This is a genomic window from Streptomyces sediminimaris, from assembly GCF_047049295.1.
In the GTDB taxonomy this organism is placed as follows: Bacteria; Actinomycetota; Actinomycetes; order Streptomycetales; family Streptomycetaceae; genus Streptomyces; species Streptomyces sediminimaris.
In genome coordinates, this window is record NZ_JBJWOT010000001.1 from 2,844,180 (window position 1) to 2,865,589 (window position 21,410).

The 21,410-nt window shown below is 73.1% G+C and carries 22 protein-coding genes; 10 read left to right on the forward strand and 12 right to left on the reverse strand.

Annotated features, from left to right (window positions below; genetic code table 11):
* Positions 1-137 precede the first annotated feature (137 nt).
* Positions 138-1,583, forward strand: coding sequence for an MFS transporter (locus tag ACJ9NR_RS13260; RefSeq protein ID WP_412487753.1), 1,446 nt, complete (start codon positions 138-140; stop codon positions 1,581-1,583).
* Between the two features lie 69 nt (positions 1,584-1,652).
* On the opposite strand, the gene ACJ9NR_RS13265 is transcribed toward ACJ9NR_RS13260, so the two are convergent.
* Positions 1,653-2,564, reverse strand: coding sequence for a helix-turn-helix transcriptional regulator (locus ACJ9NR_RS13265; RefSeq protein ID WP_412487754.1), 912 nt, complete (start codon positions 2,562-2,564; stop codon positions 1,653-1,655).
* Positions 2,565-2,665: 101 nt separating this feature from the next.
* Here ACJ9NR_RS13265 and ACJ9NR_RS13270 point away from each other — a divergent pair, with 101 nt between their 5' ends.
* A complete protein-coding gene (locus ACJ9NR_RS13270; protein ID WP_412487755.1) occupies positions 2,666-4,093 on the forward strand; it encodes an MFS transporter in 1,428 nt (475 codons plus the stop codon).
* Between the two features lie 122 nt (positions 4,094-4,215).
* Positions 4,216-4,443 (forward strand): hypothetical protein, encoded by a 228-nt coding sequence (locus ACJ9NR_RS13275; RefSeq protein ID WP_412487756.1) that lies wholly within the window; start codon positions 4,216-4,218, stop codon positions 4,441-4,443.
* Between the two features lie 111 nt (positions 4,444-4,554).
* Here the strand turns inward: ACJ9NR_RS13275 and ACJ9NR_RS13280 are convergent, their stop codons facing one another.
* The 4 genes from ACJ9NR_RS13280 to ACJ9NR_RS13295 all read right to left on the reverse strand — a co-directional run bounded on the left by ACJ9NR_RS13280 (position 4,555) and on the right by ACJ9NR_RS13295 (position 8,422).
* Positions 4,555-5,184, reverse strand: a complete 630-nt coding sequence (locus ACJ9NR_RS13280) for a TetR/AcrR family transcriptional regulator (RefSeq protein ID WP_412487757.1) — start codon at positions 5,182-5,184, stop codon at positions 4,555-4,557.
* A gap of 26 nt (positions 5,185-5,210) precedes the next feature.
* The gene (locus ACJ9NR_RS13285) at positions 5,211-6,233 is read right to left on the reverse strand and encodes an aldo/keto reductase (protein ID WP_412487758.1); all 1,023 of its coding nucleotides are present in this window, start codon (positions 6,231-6,233) and stop codon (positions 5,211-5,213) included.
* Positions 6,234-6,354: 121 nt separating this feature from the next.
* Positions 6,355-6,966 (reverse strand): LysE family translocator, encoded by a 612-nt coding sequence (locus tag ACJ9NR_RS13290; protein ID WP_412487759.1) that lies wholly within the window; start codon positions 6,964-6,966, stop codon positions 6,355-6,357.
* A gap of 73 nt (positions 6,967-7,039) precedes the next feature.
* On the reverse strand, positions 7,040-8,422 hold the full coding sequence (locus tag ACJ9NR_RS13295; RefSeq protein WP_412487760.1) for a glycine--tRNA ligase: 1,383 nt from the start codon (positions 8,420-8,422) through the stop codon (positions 7,040-7,042).
* A 243-nt stretch (positions 8,423-8,665) separates the two neighbouring features.
* Here ACJ9NR_RS13295 and ACJ9NR_RS13300 point away from each other — a divergent pair, with 243 nt between their 5' ends.
* The 4 genes from ACJ9NR_RS13300 (at position 8,666) to ACJ9NR_RS13315 (ending at position 11,766) form a co-directional block, all read left to right on the forward strand.
* Positions 8,666-9,625: a metal ABC transporter substrate-binding protein gene (locus ACJ9NR_RS13300; RefSeq protein WP_412487761.1), complete on the forward strand. Its 960-nt coding sequence runs from the start codon at positions 8,666-8,668 to the stop codon at positions 9,623-9,625.
* Between the two features lie 11 nt (positions 9,626-9,636).
* Positions 9,637-10,392 carry a metal ABC transporter ATP-binding protein gene (locus ACJ9NR_RS13305; protein WP_412487762.1) on the forward strand — a complete coding sequence of 252 codons (756 nt, stop codon included), beginning with the start codon at positions 9,637-9,639 and terminating at the stop codon, positions 10,390-10,392.
* Positions 10,392-11,294 (forward strand): metal ABC transporter permease, encoded by a 903-nt coding sequence (locus ACJ9NR_RS13310; RefSeq protein ID WP_412487763.1) that lies wholly within the window; start codon positions 10,392-10,394, stop codon positions 11,292-11,294. The genes ACJ9NR_RS13305 and ACJ9NR_RS13310 overlap by 1 nt, the downstream gene beginning before the upstream one ends.
* Positions 11,295-11,355: 61 nt before the next feature.
* A complete protein-coding gene (locus tag ACJ9NR_RS13315; RefSeq protein ID WP_412487764.1) occupies positions 11,356-11,766 on the forward strand; it encodes a Fur family transcriptional regulator in 411 nt (136 codons plus the stop codon).
* 73 nt (positions 11,767-11,839) lie between these two features.
* On the opposite strand, the gene ACJ9NR_RS13320 is transcribed toward ACJ9NR_RS13315, so the two are convergent.
* From ACJ9NR_RS13320 to ACJ9NR_RS13330, 3 genes are all read right to left on the reverse strand, one after another.
* Positions 11,840-12,691, reverse strand: a complete 852-nt coding sequence (locus ACJ9NR_RS13320; RefSeq protein WP_412487765.1) for an isoprenyl transferase — start codon at positions 12,689-12,691, stop codon at positions 11,840-11,842.
* A 74-nt stretch (positions 12,692-12,765) separates the two neighbouring features.
* Entirely contained in the window at positions 12,766-13,512 is a 747-nt protein-coding gene (gene recO / locus ACJ9NR_RS13325) for a DNA repair protein RecO (protein WP_412487766.1), read from the reverse strand.
* Positions 13,513-13,574: 62 nt separating this feature from the next.
* Complete coding sequence (locus tag ACJ9NR_RS13330) at positions 13,575-13,790, reverse strand: hypothetical protein (RefSeq protein WP_412487767.1); 216 nt, start codon at positions 13,788-13,790, stop codon at positions 13,575-13,577.
* 370 nt (positions 13,791-14,160) lie between these two features.
* On the opposite strand from ACJ9NR_RS13330, the gene ACJ9NR_RS13335 reads away from it, so the two are divergent.
* Entirely contained in the window at positions 14,161-15,642 is a 1,482-nt protein-coding gene (locus ACJ9NR_RS13335; protein ID WP_412487768.1) for an alpha/beta hydrolase, read from the forward strand.
* A gap of 41 nt (positions 15,643-15,683) precedes the next feature.
* On the opposite strand, the gene ACJ9NR_RS13340 is transcribed toward ACJ9NR_RS13335, so the two are convergent.
* Positions 15,684-16,112: a protein-tyrosine phosphatase family protein gene (locus tag ACJ9NR_RS13340; protein WP_412487769.1), complete on the reverse strand. Its 429-nt coding sequence runs from the start codon at positions 16,110-16,112 to the stop codon at positions 15,684-15,686.
* Between the two features lie 178 nt (positions 16,113-16,290).
* On the opposite strand from ACJ9NR_RS13340, the gene ACJ9NR_RS13345 reads away from it, so the two are divergent.
* Positions 16,291-17,226, forward strand: coding sequence for a dihydrodipicolinate synthase family protein (locus ACJ9NR_RS13345; RefSeq protein ID WP_412487770.1), 936 nt, complete (start codon positions 16,291-16,293; stop codon positions 17,224-17,226).
* Positions 17,227-17,343: 117 nt separating this feature from the next.
* On the forward strand, positions 17,344-18,297 hold the full coding sequence (locus ACJ9NR_RS13350; RefSeq protein WP_412487771.1) for an IS481 family transposase: 954 nt from the start codon (positions 17,344-17,346) through the stop codon (positions 18,295-18,297).
* On the opposite strand, the gene ACJ9NR_RS13355 is transcribed toward ACJ9NR_RS13350, so the two are convergent.
* The 3 genes from ACJ9NR_RS13355 to ACJ9NR_RS13365 are packed head-to-tail and all read right to left on the reverse strand — an operon-like array spanning position 18,294 to position 21,399.
* A complete protein-coding gene (locus ACJ9NR_RS13355) occupies positions 18,294-19,511 on the reverse strand; it encodes a sialidase family protein (protein ID WP_412487772.1) in 1,218 nt (405 codons plus the stop codon). The genes ACJ9NR_RS13350 and ACJ9NR_RS13355 overlap by 4 nt on opposite strands.
* A 2-nt stretch (positions 19,512-19,513) precedes the next feature.
* A complete protein-coding gene (locus tag ACJ9NR_RS13360) occupies positions 19,514-20,176 on the reverse strand; it encodes a response regulator (protein ID WP_412487773.1) in 663 nt (220 codons plus the stop codon).
* Positions 20,173-21,399, reverse strand: coding sequence for a sensor histidine kinase (locus ACJ9NR_RS13365; protein WP_412487774.1), 1,227 nt, complete (start codon positions 21,397-21,399; stop codon positions 20,173-20,175). Before ACJ9NR_RS13365 ends, ACJ9NR_RS13360 begins: the two co-directional genes overlap by 4 nt.
* Positions 21,400-21,410 lie beyond the last annotated feature (11 nt).

Below are 21,410 nucleotides of genomic sequence, written 5' to 3' on the forward strand. Positions count from 1 at the left end.
GCGGGCTCCGGACGGGCGTGCGGCGGTGATCGGGCAGGGCGAGCATCCATTGTGGCGCACTCGGCCCGGAGCCGGGGCCGTGATCTTGTATGGGTCATTAGTTAGACGCACTATCGAAACAGTCGTACGATGTCCCCATGCCAGAGCTCAGCCCCCGACGACGTCTGCTGGTGCTCGCGATCTGCTGCATGAGCCTGCTGATCGTGAGCCTCGACACCACCGCCCTGAACGTCGCCCTGCCGTCGATGCAGCGCGAACTGCACGCCACCACCTCGGGCCTGCAGTGGACCATCGACGCCTACACCCTGGTCCTCGCCTCGCTGCTGATGCTCGCGGGCTCCACCGGTGACCGGGTGGGCCGCAAGAAGGTCTTCATGGCGGGCCTGGTCGTCTTCTCCGCCGGCTCGCTGCTCTGCTCCCTCGCCCCCAGCCTGGAGGCGCTGATCGCGTTCCGCATGGTCCAGGCGGTCGGCGGCTCGATGCTCAACCCGGTCGCGATGTCGATCATCACCAACACCTTCACGGACCCGCGCGAGCGCGCCCGCGCGATCGGCGTGTGGGGCGCGGTCGTCGGCATATCGATGGCCGCGGGCCCGGTGATCGGCGGCCTGCTGGTGGAGTCGGTCGGCTGGCGCTCGATCTTCTGGGTCAACCTGCCGGTGGGGCTGGCCGCGCTGCTGCTCACCCTGCGCTTCGTGCCCGACTCCCGCGCGCCGAGGTCCCGCCGCCCCGACCCCGTCGGGCAGCTGCTGGTCATCGCCCTGTTCGGCTCCCTGACGTACGCGATCATCGAGGCGCCGGACTCCGCGTTCGGCTCCGTCCTGCCGTTCGCCCTGCTCGCGGCGGCCGCGCTGGCCGGACTGCTGTGGTACGAGCCGAGGCGCGAGGAACCCCTCATCGACCTGCGCTTCTTCCGCTCCGTGCCGTTCAGCGGCGCGACGGTGATCGCGGTCAGCGCGTTCGCCGCGCTCGGCGGCTTCCTGTTCCTGTCGACGCTGTACCTGCAGAACGTACGGGGGCTGAGCGCCCTGCACGCCGGCCTGTGGATGCTGCCGATGGCGGTGCCGATGTTCCTGTGCGCGCCGGTGTCCGGGCGGCTGGTCGGCAGTCGCGGGCCGCGGCTGCCGCTGGTGATCGCGGGGATCGCGATGACCGCGAGCGCGGTGCTGTTCGCGGCGTTCGACGCGGAGACGTCGGACGTGACGCTCCTCGCGGGGTACGTGGTCTTCGGCATCGGGTTCGGCTTCGTGAACGCCCCGATCACCAACACGGCGGTGTCCGGGATGCCGCGCGCCCAGGCGGGGGTCGCCGCGGCCGTCGCCTCCACCAGCCGGCAGCTGGGGCAGACGCTCGGCGTCGCCGTCGTGGGAGCGCTGCTGGCCTCCGGCGTGGGCTCCTCGTCGTACGAACGGGCGTTCGTGCCGGCTTCCGTGCCGGGGTGGTGGGTGCTGGTCGTGTGCGGCGCGGCGGTGCTGGTGCTGGGGGCCGTCTCCAGTGGGCGGTGGGCTCGCGGGACCGCCGAGCGGACGGCCGAGCGGCTGGAGTCCGTCGAGGTGCGCGAGGCCGCGGGGGTCTCCGCGTAGGCCGGCCGGTGCGGGCGCGGCGGGAGCCGGTCGCACGGTGGGCCTGCCCGCCTCCCTGAAGGCCCGCGCTCACCCCGCCTGGGCGGCGGACCTCTCCACGGCGATCTGCCGCAGCTTCTCCAGACGCTCCCGCGACACCTCGTCCGCCGGCGCGTACGTCACCATCCGCGGGCCCAGTTCCGGGCCGAGCCAGAGGTCGGTGTGGTCGACCGTGATGCGGCCCACGTAGCGGTTGTCGAACTCCTTGCGCTTGGAGCGGTGGGAGACGACCTCGTGGCGGTCCCACATCTCGCGGAAGTCCGGGGACTCCGCGCGCAGCCGCTTCAGCAGCACCTTCCAGGCGGGCTCGGCGAGATGGCCCGCCATCGTGGCGCGGAACCGGGCGGCCATCAGACGCTGGGCGTCGGCGAGGTGGACGATCGAGGAGCGCCACTCGGTGTTCGTGTACGACAGGATCATGCAGTTGCGGTCCTCGGGCGGCACCGCGTCCATGTCGCACAGCAGCAGGCCGTACGTGCGGTTGTAGGCCAGGATGTCGTAGCGGCTGTTCTGCACGCAGGCCGGGACCGGCTCCATCTGCGCGAGGATGGCGCGCACCCCGGGCGTGATCGACGGGCAGTCCACGGCGGGGGTGGGGTCGGCCTGCCCGGCCAGCTGGAACAGGTGGGCGCGCTCGCTGGGGTCCAGGAAGAGCGTGCGGGCCAGGGCGTCCAGGACCTGGACGGAGACCTGGATGTCGCGCGCCTGCTCCAGCCACGTGTACCAGGTGACGCCGACGGCGGCGAGCTGCGCGACCTCCTCGCGGCGCAGGCCCGGCGTGCGGCGCCGCCGGCCGCGGGGCAGGCCGACCTGCTCGGGGGTGATGTGCTCGCGGCGGTGCCGCAGGAAGGCGGCGAGTTCATGGCGCCGCACCGAACCGGCGTCGCGGGTCGCGGGGGTGGCGGGGGCGGGTACCGCCCGGTCCTGGGCCATGGTCGTCATGCCTCCAGACTGCCGCCTCGCGGATCCTGTTGCCAGGTACTCCTGCTACCAGGATAAGAAGACTCTGGTACCAGCCTGAGGACGGCCGCAGGCTCGACGACGTGACCGAAACCATCGCTACACGCACCGTCCGGACAGCGGCCCCGGCACCCACGCTCGGCGGCCTCGGACTCTTCACCGTGCTGCTGGCAGCCGCGCTGCCCCTCGTCGACTTCTTCATCGTCAATGTGGCCCTGCCGACCATCGGCAGGGACCTCCACGCGAGCGAGTCCGTCCTCGAACTGGTCGTCGCCGGGTACGGGCTCGCCTACGCCGTCCTGCTCGTCCTGGGCGGACGGCTCGGCGACCTGTTCGGGCGGCGCCGCTTCTTCCTCGGCGGCATGGCCGCCTTCGGCCTGACCTCGCTGGCGTGCGGGCTCGCGCCCGGTGCCTGGAGCCTCGTCGCGGCCCGGGTCGCGCAGGGCGCCGCGGCGGCCGCGATGCTGCCGCAGGTGCTCGCCACCATCCAGTCGGCCACCGCGGGACCGCGCCGCGCCAAGGCCATGGGGCTCTACGGCGCCACGGCCGGGCTGTCCATGGTGGCGGGACAGATCCTCGGCGGGATCCTGGTGGCCGCCGACGTCTGGGGCACCGGCTGGCGCTCGGTGTTCCTGGTGAACGTGCCCGTGGTCGTCCTCGGCCTGGTCCTGGCCGTGCGCGGGGTGCCCGAGACCCGCTCGCAGCACCCGGAGCCGGTGGACGGCCCCGGCACCGTCCTGCTCACCGCGTCCCTGCTCGCGCTGCTGGCCCCGCTCACCGAGGGCCGCTCGGCGGGCTGGCCGCTGTGGACGTGGCTGTCGCTGGCGGCGTTCCCGTCCGTGGCGGCGGCGTTCTACGCGGTCGAGCGCCGGGCGGACCGGCGGGGCCGTACGCCCCTGGTGCCGCCGAGCCTGTTCGCCCTCACCTCGCTGCGCCGCGGCCTGGTGCTGATCGTCCCCTTCTCCATCGGCTTCAGCGGCTTCATGTTCGTGATCGCCGTCGCCCTGCAGCGGGGCGCGGGACTCGGACCGGTACCGGCGGGGCTGGCGCTCGCGCCGATGGCCGTCGTCTTCTTCTTCGTCTCGCTCGCCGGACCGCGGCTCGTCGCCCGGTACGGCACCCGGGTCGTGACCGCCGGTGCGCTGGTCCAGGGGCTCGGCGTCGGGCTGATGGCGCTGGCGGCCTGGCGCTCCTGGCCGGACCTCGGCTTCACCGAACTGCTTCCCGGAGCGGCACTCGCGGGGGCCGGGCAGGCGCTCCAGCTCCCCATCATCTTCCGGGTCGTCCTCTCCGAGGTGGCGCCCGCGCGGGCCGGGGTCGGCAGCGGCGTGATGATGACCACACAGCAGTCGGCCCTGGCGCTCGGGGTGGCCGCCCTTGGCACCCTCTTCCTCTCCCTCGTGCCGGGCCACGGAATGCAGAACGCCCTGGTCATCACGCTGCTGGTGCAGCTGGCCTGTGTGGCGCTGACCGGGCTGCTGAGCCTGCGGCTGCCGCGGACGATCGGCTGAGCGCGGGCGCCGGGGACCCGCCCGGGCCGCGCGGAGCCGCTCACGGATCGGCCAACGCACGGTGAAGAAACCCCTGTTGATGTTGGTCTTGCTGCACACTCCTGAGTCGGAGGCGAGGCAGCATGCTGGAGATCAGGACGAGCAAGGTGAGCCGCTGGGACCAGCACGGACGTGAGCACGTCGTCCGGGTCCAGCGGACCGGAGTGCAGCGCACGATCAGATGTGACACCTGCGGCTGGCGCAGGAGCGCGCAGTTCCTGCCCTGGCTGAAGGCGGAGGAGCATCTGGCCGAGGCGCACCAGGCGACGGTGGACCCGTCCGGGGACCAGGGGACGCCCCCGGGCCGATGACGGCACGCCGCCCCTGCGGAGGGGGTGGCCGCAGGGGCGGCGGGCACCGGCGGCACCGTTCCCGGCGCCCCGGGAACCCGGCCGTGCGGACCGCCCCGACCCCCGGGGCGGTCACGGCGGCGGTGCCGGTGCCGGCACGGCGCGCGGACGGCCGGCCCGCAGCCCCCGCACGACCAGATCCAGCACGGCCTCGAACTCCGCCTCCACGCCCGGCAGTTCCCACTCGCCCGCGTAGCAGGGGTCGTGGAAGCGGCCCGTGGCCTGGAACAGGGCCCGGGCCGCGACCGCCGGGTCCGCCACCGCGAAGGTGCCCGCCTCGGCGCCGGCGCGCACGATGCGGGTGAGCTGGGCGGTCAGTTCCGTGATGTGCTCGCTCACCACCTGGCCGGACTCGCCGACCAGGACGGAGTAGGTGGCGAACAGTTCCGGGTCGGCGCCCGCCTTGCGGCGCTTGGCGGCGAACAGGGCGGCGCACCATGCGCGCAGCCGGGCCTCCGGGTCGCGTCCGGCGTCCGCGGTGATGTCGGCCAGGACTGCCGTCGTGCGGTCCAGCCACCGCTTCGTCACCGCCTCCCGCAGCGCCGCCTTGGTACGGAAGTGCCGGTAGACGCTGCCGTGGCTGACGCCGAGCGCGCGGGCCACGTCGACCACGGTCGCCTTGGCGGGCCCGTGGCGGCGCAGCACCTCCTCGGTCGCTTCGAGGATGCGCTCGGCGGTCAGCGTCTGCTGGGTCGGTGCCATGGCTCAGACCGTACCCGGCGGGGCGCTCAGTGCTCGGTCCCGAGGTGCGCCATCTGCGCGGACGGGTAGCGGTCGCCCGCCGCCGCGCCCGCCGGGACGGCCTCCTCGATCGCCGCCAGGTCGGCCTCGTCCAGCGTCACGTCCAGGGCGCCCAGCGACTCGCTCAGCCGCTCCCGGGTCCGCGCGCCGACCAGCGGCACGATGGCCGTGTCGTGGCGCGGCCCCTGGGCCAGCACCCAGGCGATGGCGATCTGCGCGACCGTCACGCCCTTCTGCTCGGCGATCTTCCGCAGCGCCTCGACGAGGTCGAGGTTGCGCTGGAGGTTCTCGCCCTGGAAGCGGGGCGCCGCGGCCCGGAAGTCGGTCGCCGCGAGCTGCCGGTCGCGGCTGAAGTGGCCGGAGATCAGACCGCGGGAGAGCACGCCGTACGCCGTGATGCCGATGCCCAGCTCCCGCACGGTCGGCAGGATCTCCCGCTCGATGTCGCGGGTGATGATCGCGTACTCGATCTGCAGGTCGGAGATGGGCGCGGTGGCGGCGGCCCGCCGGATGTTCGGCGCGCTCGCCTCGCTCAGCCCGATGTGCCGCACGTGCCCCTTCTCGACCAGCTCGGCGATCGCGCCGACCGTCTCCTCGATCGGCACGTCCGGGTCGACCCGCGCGATCCGGTAGACGTCGATGTGGTCGACGCCGAGGCGCTGGAGGGAGTACGCGGCGAAGTTCCGCACGGCCGCCGGCCGCCCGTCGTAGCCGCTCCATCCGCCGTCCGGGTCGCGCAGGGCGCCGAACTTCACGCTGGTCAGGGCGTGTTCACGCAGCTGGGCGGGGGCCGTGCGCAGCGCCTCGCCGATCAGCATCTCGTTGTGGCCCATGGCGTAGAAGTCGCCGGTGTCGAGCAGGGTCACGCCCTGGTCCAGGGCGGCGTGGACGGTCGCGATCGACTCGGCCCGGTCCGCGTCGCCGTACAGCGCGGACATGCCCATGCAGCCGAGGGCGAGGGCGGAGACCTGGGGGCCGGTGGTTCCGAGCTTGCGTGTCTGGATCGTCATGCCGTCCACCCTGCCATGACAGATGACAGATTTCAATATCTGTCATTCCAACGCCCCCGGCATGGTCCAGACCTGCCTGTCGACGTGCGGTCCGGACCACGAGCGATGTGCCGTCGAACCGCTAACGCGTCGCCACCGCCAGCTTCGCGCCCAGCGCCGCGAACGACCCCGCGAAGCCGCGCCGCAGCCACGTCATCACCCTCGGCCGTGCGACGACGTGGCTGCGGACGGACGCGGCGAGGATCCCGTACCCGGCGAACACCACGAAGGTCGCGAGCATGAAGACTCCGCTCAGTGCCAGCATCCTCGGCAGGGCGCGGGGCCGGGCCGGGTCGACGAACTGCGGCAGGAACGCGAAGAAGAAGATCGTCAGCTTCGGGTTGAGCAGATTGATCAGCACGCCCCGCACGATCACGCGCCCGGCGGACAGCGGCGCGGCCTCCTGGTCGACGTCGATCGTCCGCTTGTCCCGCAGGGTCGCCACGGCCATGTGGAGGAGATAGGCCACCCCCGCGTACTTGAGGGTCTGGAAGGCGGCGGCACTCGCGTTCAGCAGCGCGGCCAGCCCCGTGACGGTGGCCAGGACGTGCGGCACGATCCCGAGCGTGCAGGCGAGGGCCGCGACCAGGCCGGCCCGCCGCCCTCGCGACAGGCCGGCGGCGAGGGTGTAGACGACGCCGGTGCCCGGGGTGGCGACGACGACCAGGGTGGTGAGGAGGAAGGCGAGGCTCATGGAGCCAGCCTGACCATGCAGCGGCCCCCGATACAGGACCAATGCGGGGCCTGTATCGGGGGCCACGGACTCCCTAGGCGCCGATCAGACGGCCGGCCAGGTATCCCTCGATCTGGTCCAGCGACACCCGCTCCTGCTTCATGGAGTCGCGCTCGCGCACCGTCACCGCGTTGTCCTCGAGCGTGTCGAAGTCGACGGTCACGCAGTACGGCGTGCCGATCTCGTCCTGGCGGCGGTAGCGGCGGCCGATGGCGCCGGCGTCGTCGAACTCGATGTTCCAGTGCTGGCGCAGCGCCTGCGCCAGCCCCTTGGCCTTCGGGGACAGCTCGGGGTTGCGCGACAGCGGGAGGACGGCGACCTTCACGGGAGCGAGGCGGTGGTTCAGCCGCAGCACCGTCCGCTTCTCCATCTTGCCCTTGGCGTTCGGCGCCTCGTCCTCGACGTAGGCGTCGAGCAGGAAGGCGAGCATCGCCCGGCCGACACCGGCCGCCGGCTCGATGACGTACGGCGTCCAGCGCTCGCCGGCCTCCTGGTCGAAGTACGACAGGTCCTGGCCGGAGGCCTTGGAGTGGGCGTTCAGGTCGTAGTCGGTGCGGTTGGCGACGCCCTCCAGCTCACCCCACTCGCTGCCGCCGAAGTTGAAGCGGTACTCGATGTCGGCGGTGCGCTTGGAGTAGTGGGAGAGCTTCTCCTTGGGGTGCTCGTACCACCGCATGTTCTCCTCGCGCAGGCCCAGGCCGGTGTACCAGTTCCAGCGCTGCTCCATCCAGTACTCGTGCCACTTCTCGTCCTCGCCCGGCTTGACGAAGAACTCCATCTCCATCTGCTCGAACTCGCGGGTGCGGAAGATGAAGTTGCCGGGCGTGATCTCGTTGCGGAACGACTTGCCCATCTGCGCGATGCCGAACGGCGGCTTGCGGCGCGAGGTGGTCTGCACCTGGCCGAAGTTGGTGAAGATGCCCTGCGCGGTCTCGGGGCGCAGGTAGGCGATGGAGCCGGAGTCCTGCGTCGGGCCGAGGTGCGTCGAGAGCAGGCCCGAGAACTGCTTGGGCTCGGTGAACTGGCCCTTGTTGCCGCAGTTCGGGCAGTTCACGTCCGCCAGGCCGTTCTCCGGCACGCGGCCGTGCTTGGCCTCGTAGGCCTCCTCGAGGTGGTCCGCGCGGAACCGCTTGTGGCAGGAGGTGCACTCGGTGAGCGGGTCCGTGAAGGTGGCGACGTGGCCGGAGGCGACCCAGACCTCGGGCGCCAGGATCACGGACGAGTCGAGACCGACCACGTCCTCGCGCGAGGTCACCATGTAGCGCCACCACTGGCGCTTCAGGTTCTCCTTGAGCTCGACACCCAGCGGCCCGTAGTCCCAGGCGGCGCGCTGGCCGCCGTAGATCTCACTGCACGGGAATACGAAGCCACGGCGCTTGCTCAGGCTGACGATGGTGTCGATCTTGTCGGCGGCCACGGTGCTCTCTTCATTACGACGACGAATACTGACGGGTGCGGCGCGGAGCGCCTCGATGAGGGGTGGCGGTCGGGAGACGGGCGGGCGAAGCGAGGCGCTTCACAGCGAATGCCTCAGGGTACCGGCGGGGGCTCCCCCTCAATCAAATCGGTACGGCTTCAGAACCTCGCGACCGCCCCCGCGTCCCGCCTCCCGACCAGCGCTTGTTGACAATGATTTCCATGTCAGTTGAAAATGAATGTCATGAACGTACGACGACGCCTCATACCCGCCCTGGCGACCGCCGCCGTCACGGCCCTCGGCCTGACCACCCTCTCCGCCTGCTCCACCGAGAGCGCCGCCGCGGGCGGCACGGACACGTTCGACGTCGTCGCGTCGTTCTATCCGATGACCTTCCTCGCGCAGCGGATCGGCGGCTCCCACGTCCGCGTCACCTCGCTGACCCAGCCCGGGCAGGAGCCGCACGACCTGGAGATCAGCGCCAAGCAGACCGCTCGGCTCCAGCAGGCGGACGCGGTGCTCTACCTGAGCAACCTCCAGCCCTCCGTCGACGACGCGGTGGCCCAGTCCGGGGTCAGGACGAAGATCGACGCCGCCTCCCTCACCCCGCTGGAGAAGCACGGCAACGAGGTCGGCGGCCACGCGGCCTCCCACGACCGCTCCGGCAACGGGGAGACGTCCGGCCTCGACCCCCACGTCTGGCTCGACCCGGTGAAGTACGCCCAGGTCGCCGAGGGGGTCGGCAGGGCCTTCGCGAAGGCTGACCCGGACCACGCGGCCGACTACGAGAAGAACACCGCGGCCCTGGTGAAACGGCTCGACGGCCTGAACAGGCGGTTCGAGGACGGGCTCGCGCACACGAGGTCCAAGGTCTTCATCACCACGCACGCCGCCTTCGGCTACCTCGCCGAGCGCTACGGCCTGACCGAGGAGGCCGTCAACGGCCTCGACCCCGAGTCCGAGCCGAGCGCGGCCCGGGTGCGGGCGCTGGAGGCGATGGCGAAGGCGGACGGCGTGACCACCGTCTTCTACGAGACGCTCGTCAGCGACAAGACCGCGAGGACCGTGGCCTCCGACGCCGGGCTGCGCACGGACGTGCTCGACCCGATCGAGGGCATCACGGCGAAGTCCCGCGGCACGGACTACTTCTCGGTCCAGGAGGCCAACCTGGAGGCGCTGCGACGGGCGCTGGGCGCCAGGTGACGGGGGACGGGATGACCGGCGAACCCGTCGTGTCCGTGCGCGGCGTGCGCGTCGACCTGGGCGCGCGCCCCGTACTGCGCGGCATCGGCCTGACCGTGCGCCGCGGGGAGGTCGTCGCCCTGCTCGGCGCCAACGGCTCCGGGAAGTCGACCGCGGTCCGCACGCTCGTCGGGCAGGTGCCGGTGAGCGCGGGCACGGTCGAGCTGTTCGGCACGGAGCACGTGCGGTTCCGGGACTGGGCGCGGCTCGGGTACGTCCCGCAGCGCACCACCGCCGCGGGCGGCGTCCCGGCCACCGTCACCGAGATCGTGTCGTCCGGGCGGCTGTCCCGGGCCCGCTTCGGCGTGCCGCGCAAGGCGGACCGCGCGGCGGTGCGGCGGGCCCTGGAGCTGGTCGGCATGGCGGACCGGGCGAAGGACTCCGTGAACGCCCTCTCCGGCGGCCAGCACCAGCGGGTGCTCATCGCCCGCGCGCTCGCCGCCGAACCCGAACTGCTGATCATGGACGAGCCGATGGCGGGCGTGGACCTGGCCGGCCAGCAGGTCCTCGCGCGCACCCTCCGGGAGCAGGTGGCCCGGGGCGCGACCGTCCTGCTCGTCCTGCACGAACTCGGGCCCCTGGAGCCCCTGATCGACCGGGCCGTCGTGCTGCGCGAGGGCCGCGTGCTGCACGACGGCCCGCCCCCGCGGACGGCCGGGCGGCACCCCCTGCCGGGCCACGGCCCCGTACAGCCCCACCTTCCGACCCGCAGCGGACCGCTGAACTGATGGACCTCCTCGACTACGCCTTCATGCAGCGGGCCCTGCTCGCCGCCGTCCTGGTCGGCGTCACCGCCCCCGCCATCGGCATCTACCTCGTGCAGCGCCGCCAGGCCCTGATGGGCGACGGCATCGGCCACGTCGCGATGACCGGCGTCGGCCTCGGCTTCCTGCTCTCCGCCTCCCCGGTCTGGACGGCGAGCGCCGTCTCCGTCCTCGGCGCGGTCCTCATGGAGCTGATCCGCCGGTACGGCCGCACCCGCGGCGACATCGCCCTGGCGATGCTCTTCTACGGCGGCATGGCCGGCGGCGTGATGTTCATCAACCTCGCGCCGGGCGGCTCCAACGCGAACCTGACCTCGTACCTGTTCGGCTCCCTGTCCACGGTCTCGCCCTCGGACGTCACGGCGATCTGCCTGCTGGCCGGCTTCGTCGTGCTGGTCACCCTCGGTCTGCGCCGGCAGCTCTTCGCGGTCAGCCAGGACGAGGAGTTCGCGCGGGTCACGGGGCTGCCGGTGCGCGCCCTGAACCTGCTCACCGCGGTGACGGCGGCGGTGACCGTCACGGTCGCGATGCGGGTGGTGGGCCTGCTGCTGGTGAGCGCGCTGATGGTGGTGCCGGTGGCGGCGGCGCAGCAGCTGAGCCGCAGCTTCGCGGCCACGTTCGCGATCGCGGTGGCGATCGGGGTGAGCGTGACGATCGGCGGCACGGTCACCTCCTACTACCAGGACGTGCCGCCCGGCGCGACCATCGTGCTGCTGGCCATCGCCGCGTTCGTCGCACTGACGGCGCTGGCGGCCCCGCTGGGCCGGCGCCGCGCCCGCGCCGCGGCCGCCGCGCATCCCGCGGAGGCCCTGGCAGAGCGCGCGATTCCGGCTGCCCGGGGCCCGCACGGCAAGGCCGGCGTCTGACCGCGCGCGGGCCGGACTGGCACAATGTCCGGGCAGACCGCAGGCGACCGAGGAGGAACCGGTGACGACCGCTGGACCGCCCGTGAAGGGCCGTGCGACCCGGCAACGGGCAGCCGTGGCGGCGGCCCTGGAGGAGGCCGAGGAGTTCCGCAGCGCGCAGGAGCTCCACGACATGCTGCGGCACAAGGGCGACTCGGTCGGTCTGACCACCGTCTACCGCACCCTCCAGTCCCTCGCCGACGCGGGCGAGGTGGACGTCCTGCGCACCTCCGAGGGCGAGTCGGTCTACCGCCGCTGCTCCACCGGCGAGCACCACCACCACCTGGTCTGCCGGGTGTGCGGCAAGGCGGTGGAGGTCGAGGGCCCCGCGGTGGAGAAGTGGGCGGAGGCGATCGCGGCGGAGCACGGGTACGCCAACGTCGCCCACACGGTCGAGGTCTTCGGTACCTGCGGGGACTGCTCCGCCGGTTGAGCGGCCGCCCGGGTGCGGGCGGGTCGTGGCCGGCCGGCCGGCTCCCCGCGCCGCCCAGGGGGTGCGTCCCGGCTCAGCCGTTGCCGTCGTCGCCCTGCATGGCCCGCTCCATCTTCAGCAGCTCCTCGTTCGGGACGGCGCCGCCGAAGCGGCGGTCGCGGGAGGCGAACTCGACGCAGGCCCGCCAGAGGTCGCGGCGGTCGAAGTCGGGCCACAGCACGTCCTGGAAGACCATCTCGGCGTACGCGCTCTGCCAGAGCAGGAAGTTGGAGGTGCGCTGCTCGCCGCTCGGGCGCAGGAACAGGTCCACGTCCGGCATGTCCGCGTAGTACAGGTACTTCGCCAGGGTCTTCTCGGAGACCTTGGACGCATCGAGCCGGCCCGCCCGCACGTCCTCCGCGAGGGCCCGCGCGGCGTCCGCGATCTCCGCCCGGCCGCCGTAGTTCATGCAGAAGTACAGCGTGAGCAGGTCGTTGTCCTTCGTCTGCTCCTGGGCGACCTGGAGCTCCTGGGCGACCGACTTCCACAGCCGGGGCATACGGCCCACCCAGCGCACCCGGATGCCGAGCTCGTCGAGCCGGTCGCGGGACTTGCGGATGAAGTCGCGGTTGAAGTTCATCAGGAAGCGGACCTCGTCGGGCGAGCGCTTCCAGTTCTCGGTGGAGAAGGCGTACAGCGAGATGCTGCCCACGCCCATCTCGATCGCGCCCTGCAGGACGTCGACGACGCGCTCGGCGCCGACCTTGTGCCCCTCGGTGCGCGGCAGGCCGCGCTCCTTCGCCCACCGGCCGTTGCCGTCCATGACGATCGCCACGTGGTCGGGGACCAGCTCGCCCGGCAGCTTCGGCGCGCGGGCGCCCGACGGGTGCGGCTCCGGCGCCTTGTACTCGCGGCGCCGGCGTCCCAGGATCCCGCGTACTGCCATGTGTGTCTCGTCTCCTTAGACGGCCGCTGTTCCGAGCGGCCCGGTGTTCCCGACGGCTTGCTCCTCCGGGCGGTTCACTTCTCCACGTAACGAAGTGAACGCAGCCCGCGTTCCAGATGCCAGTGCAGGTAGGCGGAGACCAGTCCGCTGCCCTCCCTGACGTACCGCGGCTCGCACGCGTCCGCGGTCTCCCAGTCTCCCGTAAGCAGCGCCCCGAGGAGCTCCAGGGTCTGCGGCGAGGGTACGACGCTGCCGGGCACCCGGCAGTCGACGCAGATGGAGCCGCCCGAGGCGACCGAGAAGAACCGGTTCGGGCCGGGCAGTCCGCACTTCACGCAGTCGGTGAAGCTGGGGGCGTAGCCGTTGACGGCGAGGGAGCGCAGCAGGAAGGCGTCCAGGACGAGGTGCGGGGCGTGCTCGCCGCGGGCCAGCGTCCGCAGCGCGCCGACGAGCAGCAGGTACTGCTGCACGGCCGGCTCGCCCTCGTGGTCGGTGAACCGCTCGGCGGTCTCCAGCATGGCCGTGCCCGCGGTGTAGCGGGCGTAGTCGGCGACGATCCCGCCGCCGTACGGGGCGATGGTCTCGCTCTGCGTGCACAGCGGCAGCCCGCGCCCGACGAGCTCGCTGCCCCGCGCGAAGAACTGCACGTCGACGTGGGAGAACGGCTCGAGGCGGGCCCCGAACTTGGACTTGGTGCGCCGCACGCCCCTGGCCACGGCCCGTACCCGCCCGTGACCGCGCGTGAGCAGGGTGATGATCCGGTCCGCCTCACCCAGCTTCTGGGTGCGCAGCACGATGCCGTCGTCGCGGAACAGACTCATGCGGCCATTGTCCCGTACCGCCGCGGTCCGCGGGCCCCGGGTGCGCGAGCCCGCGCCCGGCGTCAGGGGACTTCGCCCCGGCTGCGCGCATTGGCGTACGCGGTCGCCGCGCTGAGGCGTTCGGCGGTGGTGGCCCCGCGCACGGTGCCGGGGTCGGCGTCCCACTCCCTGCCCCCGCCGTACGGTCTGAGTTGCACGTACGGCCCCTCATGGCCCATGACGATTCCCACCTTTCCGCTGCGGGTGTCCACGACGTAAGTGCCGATGGGGGGTTTCATTTCCTCTCCTTGACGGCCGTAACGAATGCGACGGACAATTCCTGCACCACCTTTCCTCGCTCCCCCCTCCTTTCCGGTTTCACGCTTTTCATCTCCAGCATGGCCCGTTCCGCCTACACTCGGCGGGAGTCTGCCCACGACAAGTGCGGTGCGGCACAAGAGGGTTGGCCATGTCCCCTTTCGAAAACCGCAGCCGTATATCGCGGTGCGGATCGGGCGGGATTCCGCAAACCGACGGTATTTTCGAGTGCTTGTCACGCGGAACACGGGGCGGAGGAGAAACCCTCCCTCCGCCCTGTGGTAAACCCCCTGCGGGACAAGGGTGTTGACCGGATGGGAGGCATCGGCCGGTTCCGGGACGCTCGTAGGCATGAAGGAGATCACGAAGAGCGCCGCCCTCATCGCCGCCGCCTCCGGCATCGTCTTCGGTGTCGTGGCACCCCTCGACGCCTCCGCCGCCGGCGCCGCCCCGCCGCTGAAGTGGGGCAGGTGCGCGGGCGGCGGACTCGACGCCCGCCAGCGGTGCGCGACCCTCCGGGTGCCCCTGGACTACGGCCGTCCGGACGGCCGGCAGATCGACATCGCCGTCTCCCGCATCCCCGCCGAGAAGCCGTCCGCCCGCCGGGGCGCGCTGCTGCTCATTCCCGGCGGGCCCGGCGGCGACAGCCTCGGGGACCCCTCGGGCAAGGGGCAGAAACTGCCGCGAGCCGTGCGGGACGCCTACGACCTGGTCGGGTTCGCGCCGCGCGGGAACGCGCCGTCCACCGCCGTCGACTGCGGCTGGCGGCACGCGGACCTCGCGCCCACCACGCTGCGCCCCTGGCCCGCCCCGGACGGCTCGGTCACGGGCAACATGGCCGCCGCCCGGCGCATGTCGGCCGCCTGCGCCCGGCACGGCGGCGCGTTGCTGCGGTCCATCAGCACCAGGAACAACGCCCGTGACGTGGACCGCATCCGAGCCGCGCTCGGCGAACGGAGGCTGTCGGTGTGGGGCGAGTCGTACGGCACGTACGTCGGCGCCGCCTACAGCGAGATGTTCCGGCGGCGGACCGACCGGGTGGTCCTGGACAGCAACCTCGACCCCGATCCGGTGCTGGCCGAGCGCGCCTTCCTCGCTGAGTTCGAGACCGGTGTCGAGGACGTCTTCCCGCGGTTCGCCGCGTGGGCGTCCAGGCCCGGCAACCCCTACCGCCTCGCCCGTACCGCCGCCGGGGTGCGGCCGTCCTTCCTGCGGCTCGCCGCCCGCCTGGACCGCGAGCCGATCCCCTGGCCAGGCGCCAACCCGGCGGAGCTGAACGGCAACGTGCTCCGCCAGACCATGCTGAACGACTTCTACGACCCCGACGACTGGCCCGGTCTGGCGAAGCTGATCCTGGCCGCGCGCAAGGGCACCGTGCCGCCCGCGCCGGCCACCCCGCCCGACGCCGTCCTGCGCAACGTCTACTCGGTGACCGGCGCCACCATCTGCAACGACGTCGCCTGGCCCCGCAACGCCTCCTGGTACCGGCGGGCGGTCGCCGTCAGCCGCGCCGCGTACCCGCTGACCGCCGGCATGCCGCGCAACGCGATGCTCTGCGCCGCCTGGCCCTACCGGCCGCGGGAGGCCCCGGTCCGCATCACGGACCGCGGTCCCTCCGACATCCTGCTCGTGCAGAACGAGCGTGATCCGGCCACCCCGCTCACCGGCGCGCTCAAACTGCGCGCCGCCCTCGGCCGCCGTGCCGTCATGGTCGTCAACGACTCCACCGGCCACGACGCCTACCTCGCCAACGGCACCGCGTGCGGCGACGAGACCGTCTCCCGCTTCCTGGCGACGGGCGAACGCCCACGGCGGGACGTCCACTGCCGCTGAGCGCACCCGCCGTACCCGTCCGGCGGCCGGCTCTCCCCCGGTCAGAACCGCCGCACGTACCGCCGCTGCCACGGCGTCTCCACCGCGCGCCGGTCGTAGTGCCGCCGTACGAAGGCCACCGCCTCCTCGGCGGGTACGCCGTCCAGGACCGCCAGGCAGGCGAGTGCCGTACCGGTGCGGCCGCGGCCGCCCCCGCAGGCGATCTCCACGCGCTCGTCGGCGGCCCGCCGCCAGGCCTCCTGCAGCGCCGCGCGGGCGTCCGCGCGGTCGGTGGGGAGGCGGAAGTCCGGCCAGCGGATCCAGCGGGACTCCCAGGGGACGGGCGGGGGCCGGCGGCCCAGGAGGTGGAGGGCGTACGCGGGCGTGGGCGCGCCCGCCGCGAGGGGACGGCGCAGGCCGCGGCCCCGGACCAGGCGCCCGGAGGGCAGCCGCAGCACACCGGGGTCGGCGGGATGCCAGGTCCGAGTCATCGCGTCAGCGTACGGGGCTCCGGCGTTCCTCCGCTCCGCCGCCGTGCGCCGCGCGGACGCCGGACGGCCGGCCGGCGTCGTCGGCGGGCCCGGACCACCGCTTGCGCTGCCACCATGCTGTACCGCGGGATGTCCCGACCCGCGACCTCGTACGCCGGAACCAGCCCACGGAGGCCCCATGACCTTTCCCGCCCCGCTCACCGGGGTCGTCCCGCCCGTCTGCACGCCCCTGACGCCGGACCGCGAGGTGGACGTCCCCTCCCTGCTCAGGCTGGTCGACCACCTGCTGGCAGGCGGGGTGGACGCGCTGTTCGTGCTGGGGTCCTCCTCGGAGGCGGCGTACCTGCGCGACACGCAGCGACGGCTGGTGGTGGAGACGGTGACCGGCCATGTGGCCGGCCAGGTGCCGGTGCTGGCCGGTGCGATCGACATGACGACACCGCGGGTGCTGGACCACGTGGCGTCGGTGACTGCGGCGGGCGCGGACGCGGTGGTGGCGGCGGCGCCCTTCTACGCCCGCACCCATCCCGCCGAGATCGACCGCCACTTCCGCCTGATCGCGGCCGCGGCACCGGTGCCGGTGATCGCCTACGACATCCCGGTCGCCGTGCACACCAAGCTGCCGGCCGGTGTCGTCCTCGACCTGGCCGCCGACGGCGTGCTCGCGGGCCTGAAGGACTCCAGCGGCGACCTGGCCGCCTTCCGCGAGGTCGTCACCGGCGCCCGGGACCGCCACGACGTCCGCGGCTTCAGCGTCCTGACCGGATCGGAACTGCTCGTCGACGCGGCACTCGCACTCGGCGCCGACGGCGCGGTCCCCGGCCTCGCCAACGTCGACCCGCACGGCTACGTCCGCCTCGACCGGCTCTGCCGCGCCGGCGACCGGCGGGGCGCGCGGGCCGAACAGGAGCGCCTGTGCGCCCTGTTCGGCCTGGTGCGCGCGGGCGACCCGGCCCGGATGGGCAGCGGCTCCTCGGCCCTGGGCGCCTTCAAGGCGGCCCTGCACCTGCGCGGCGTCATCGACTGCCCGGCGACGGCGGAGCCCCAGGTGCCGCTGTCGCCGCAGGAGGTGGAGCGGGTGGGGACGTTCCTCGCGGCGGCCGGGCTGCTCTAGGTGTTCTGTCCACGGAGGTTGGTGACAGCGATCACTGACGTGTGATCTTGAAATGGGTGAGGGCCTTCTGGCTCGGTGTGGATTGCGACATCTGCACCGGCGACCAGAAAGGCCCTCATGCCGCACCGTAACGCACCGCTGACCGAGACCGGACGCCTGCGTCTGGCCCGCTGTGTCGTGGACGACGACTGGCCCCTGCGGCGGGCCGCGGAACGCTTCCAGGTCTCCGTGAACACCGCCAAGCGGTGGGCCGACCGCTACCGCCAGCACGGCGAGGCGGGCATGGCCGACCGTTCCAGCCGCCCGCACGCCAGCCCACGGCGGACCCCGACACGTACCGAGCGGCGGATCATCAAGGTCCGCGTGCTGCGCCGCTGGGGACCCGCCCGCATCGCGGGCCTGCTGCGGCTGGTGCCTTCCACCGTGCACCGGGTGCTGACCCGCTACGGCCTGGCCCGCCTGACCCACCTGGACCGGGCCACCGGCCGCGTCATACGCCGCTACGAACGCGCCAGGCCCGGCGAGCTGGTGCATGTGGACATCAAGAAGCTCGGCAACATCCCCGACGGCGGTGGCCACAAGGTCCTGGGCCGCCAGGCGGGCCGCAAGAAGCGTTCCGGCGCCGGCTACAGCTACATCCATACCGCCGTCGACGACCACTCCCGCCTGGCCTACAGCGAAATCCTCACCGACGAGAAGCAGGAGACCGCCGTCGCCTTCTGGCGGCGGGCGCAGGCGTTCTTCGCCTCCTGTGGGATCAGCGTCGAGCGCGTGCTGACCGACAACGGCTCCTGCTACAAGGCCCGTCTGTGGCGCGATGCCCTGGCCGCGGCCGGCATCACGCACAAGCGCACCCGCGCCTACCGGCCACAGACCAACGGCAAGGTCGAACGCTTCAACCGCACCCTGCTCGACGAATGGGCCTACGCCCGCCCCTACCGCAGCGAGCAGGAACGACGCGACGCCTTCCCCGACTGGCTGCACACCTACAATCACCACCGCGGACACACCGCGCTCAAGGGTCAGCCACCCGCCAGCCGCGTTCCCAACCTCACGGGTCAATACATCTAGGGCACGCCCCGGGGGATGGCCCGGGAGGCGAGGGCGCCGGCCGGCAGCCGGCGGAACTCGATCGTGTCGTACGCCCCGGTGGTCCCCGTCTCGTAGAGGATCCCGACCGTGTGGCGGCTGACCTGCACCAGGTCGGAGTAGGCGGCCGGCCGCCGCGAGAGCGTCAGTGCCCGGGTGAAGGTCGCTCCGCCGTCGGTGCTGCGCCAGATCGCCATCGCCCGGCGCGCGGTCGGCACGGAGGGGCCGGAGAACAGCAACGGGGCGGCCGGGCCGCGGACCTGGAGCACGCTGCCCTCGACCACCGGGACGTCGTCGAGGGTGTGCTGCACGGCGTAGGGGCGCTGCAGGCTCTGCCCGCCGTCGCCGGAGTACGTGTCGAGGCGGTTGCCCGCGCTCGTGCCGTTCTGGTCCCGGGAGCTGAAGTACAGCCTGCCGTCGGGGAGTTGCGCGGCGGTGGACTCGTTGGCGTTGTGCACGCCGTCGTAGCGGGCGTCGGCGTAGCCCAGCCGCCAAGTGCGGCCGCCGTCGTCGCTGTGGAAGGCGTGGGCGCCGTAGTACGCGGCCTCCTGGCCGGTGTCGGGGGAGCCGGCGGGCGGCGCCGCGGAGTGGTCGGCCGGGACGACCAGCCGGCCCGCGTGCGGGCCGCGGGTCAGCGCGAGGGCGTGGCCCGGCCCCGTCGCGTACCAGCGCCAGCCCGCCGGCTTCACCTGGGCGGTGATCTCCCGCGGCGGCGTGAAGTGCCGCCCGTCGTCCCGGCTGCGCTGCACGAACACCCGTCTGCCCCGCTCGGGCGTGACCTCGCCCCGCATGATCTGCGCCTCGGTGACCCCGCCGCCGTTGTAGCAGGTGACGAGGACGACGTCGCCGGTGCGCGGGTCGACGACGGGTGCGGGGTTGCCGCGGGTGTCGCCGTTCCCGGCGGCGACCACCCGCAGCGGTCCCCAGGTGCAGCCGCCGTCGCCGGAGCGCCGCAGGACGACGTCGATGCGGCCGGTGTCGCCGGCGCCGTCCCGGCGGCCCTCGGCGAAGGCGAGGACGGTGCCCCGGACGGTGGTGACGGCCGCCGGGACACGGAAGGTGCCGTAGCCGTCCCGGCCCGACGTGTACGGCACGGACGAGGCGCAGCCCGTGGCGGCGGAGGAGGCCGGGGTGAGGGCGGTGAGCGGTGTGAGGAGCACGGTGGCGGCGAGGAGGGTGCGGCTCGGGAGGATCACCCTCACCTCGTTCCCGGGGTCACCAGTCCCGACTCGTAGGCGACGATCACCAGCTGCGCCCGGTCCCGCGCGCCGAGCTTGCCCATGATCCGGCTGACATGGGTCTTCGCCGTCAGCGGGCTGAGCCCCAACGCCTCGCCGATCTCGGTGTTGTTGAGCCCGCGCGCCAGCAGGGTCAGCACCTCGCGCTCCCGGCCGGAGAGGCACTCCGGCCCGCCCGTCGCGGGCGCCGAGGGACTGCGCAGGAACCGCTCGATCAGCCGCGCCGTGGGGCCCGGCGAGAGCAGCGCGTCCCCCGCGGACACCGTGCGGATGGCGTCGAGGAGTTCGGCCGGGCGGGTGTCCTTGACCAGGAACCCGGAGGCGCCCGCGCGCAGCGCCTCCACGATGTTCTCGTCGGTGTCGTAGGTGGTGAGGACCAGCACCCGCACCCCGGCCAGGTCCTCGTCGGCGGCGATCAGACGGGTCGCCTCGATGCCGTCCAGGTCCGGCATGCGCAGGTCCATCACCACCAGGTCGGCGCGCTCGCTGCGGGCCATCGCCACGGCCTCCCGGCCGCTGCCCGCCTGCCCGACCACCTCCATGTCCCGCGCGGACTCGACCAGCATGGCGAAGGCGGCCCGCACCAGGGTCTGGTCGTCGGCGAGCAGCACACGGATCGTCATCGGGTCCCCTCCACAGCGGTCGTCAGCGGCAGTACGGCGCTCACCAGGAAGCCGCCCTCCGGCCGCGGCCCGGCGTCGAGTGTGCCACCCACGCTGCGCGCCCTCTCCCGCATCCCGACCAGCCCGAAGCCGGGCGTGCCGCCCGGGGTGGGCCCGGTGCCGTCGTCGGCGACGGACAGCCGCAGGGCGCCGTCCCGCTCGTACAGCTCGACCCGTACGGCGGGCTCGGGCCCCGCGTGCCGCACCGCGTTGGTCAGCGCCTCCTGCACGATCCGGTAGGCGGCGGCGCCGACGGCGGGCGGGGCCTGCCCCACCCGTACCGTCTGCTCGACGCGTGCGCCCGCGAGCCGGGCGGTCTCCACCAGGTCGGGCACGCCGTCCAGCCCCGGCAGCGGGCCGCGGCCCTCGCCGTGCTCGGCGGCGCGCAGCACCTCCAGGGTGGTGCGCAGTTCGCCGCGCGCGGTGCGGCAGGTGTCCGCGATCTCGTCCAGCGCCTTGGCGATCGTCCCGCGGTCCAGGCGCTCGGGGTCGGCGGCCAGCACGTGCGCGGCGACGGACGTCTGCACGCCGATGAGGGTGATGGTGTGGGCGAGCAGGTCGTGCAGGTCGCGGGCGATGCGCAGCCGCTCCTCGGCGACCCGGCGCCGGGCCTCCTCCTCGCGGGTGCGCTCGGCCCGTTCGGCGCGTTCCACGATCGAGGCGACGTACTGCCGGTAGTAGCGGACGTCGACGCCGCTGAAGAGCACGGCGATCACCCAGCCGGAGATCCGCAGCAGTTCCACGGCCTGGTGCGGGTTCACGGTGAGCATCACGCTGAAGGCGACGGCGAGGACGGTGACGCCGGTCAGGATGGTGCGCAGCGGGCGGCCGGTGACCGCGACCGTGTACAGGGCGACGAGGCCGACCGTGGTCGCCGCCCCGTGGTTGTTGTCCAGGGCGTGGTACGGCAGGACCAGGGCCCCGGTCAGGGCGAGCACGAGCAGCGGGCGGCGCCGCCGCCACACGATGGGCACGTGGGCGGCGAGCAGCAGCGTCCAGCCGAGCGCGTCGGGGCGGCGGCCCTGGTCGGTGAGGAGCGCCACGCACACGGCCAGCGCGGCGAGGACCGCGGCGAGGACCGCGTCGTTGCGGGTGCCGTGCGGCGCGGTCCGCGGATCGCGGTTGATCACCGCGATGACGCGGTCGGCCGGCCGCTGCCGGGTCGGTGTCGTCGTCTGCCTCACAGGTTCATCTT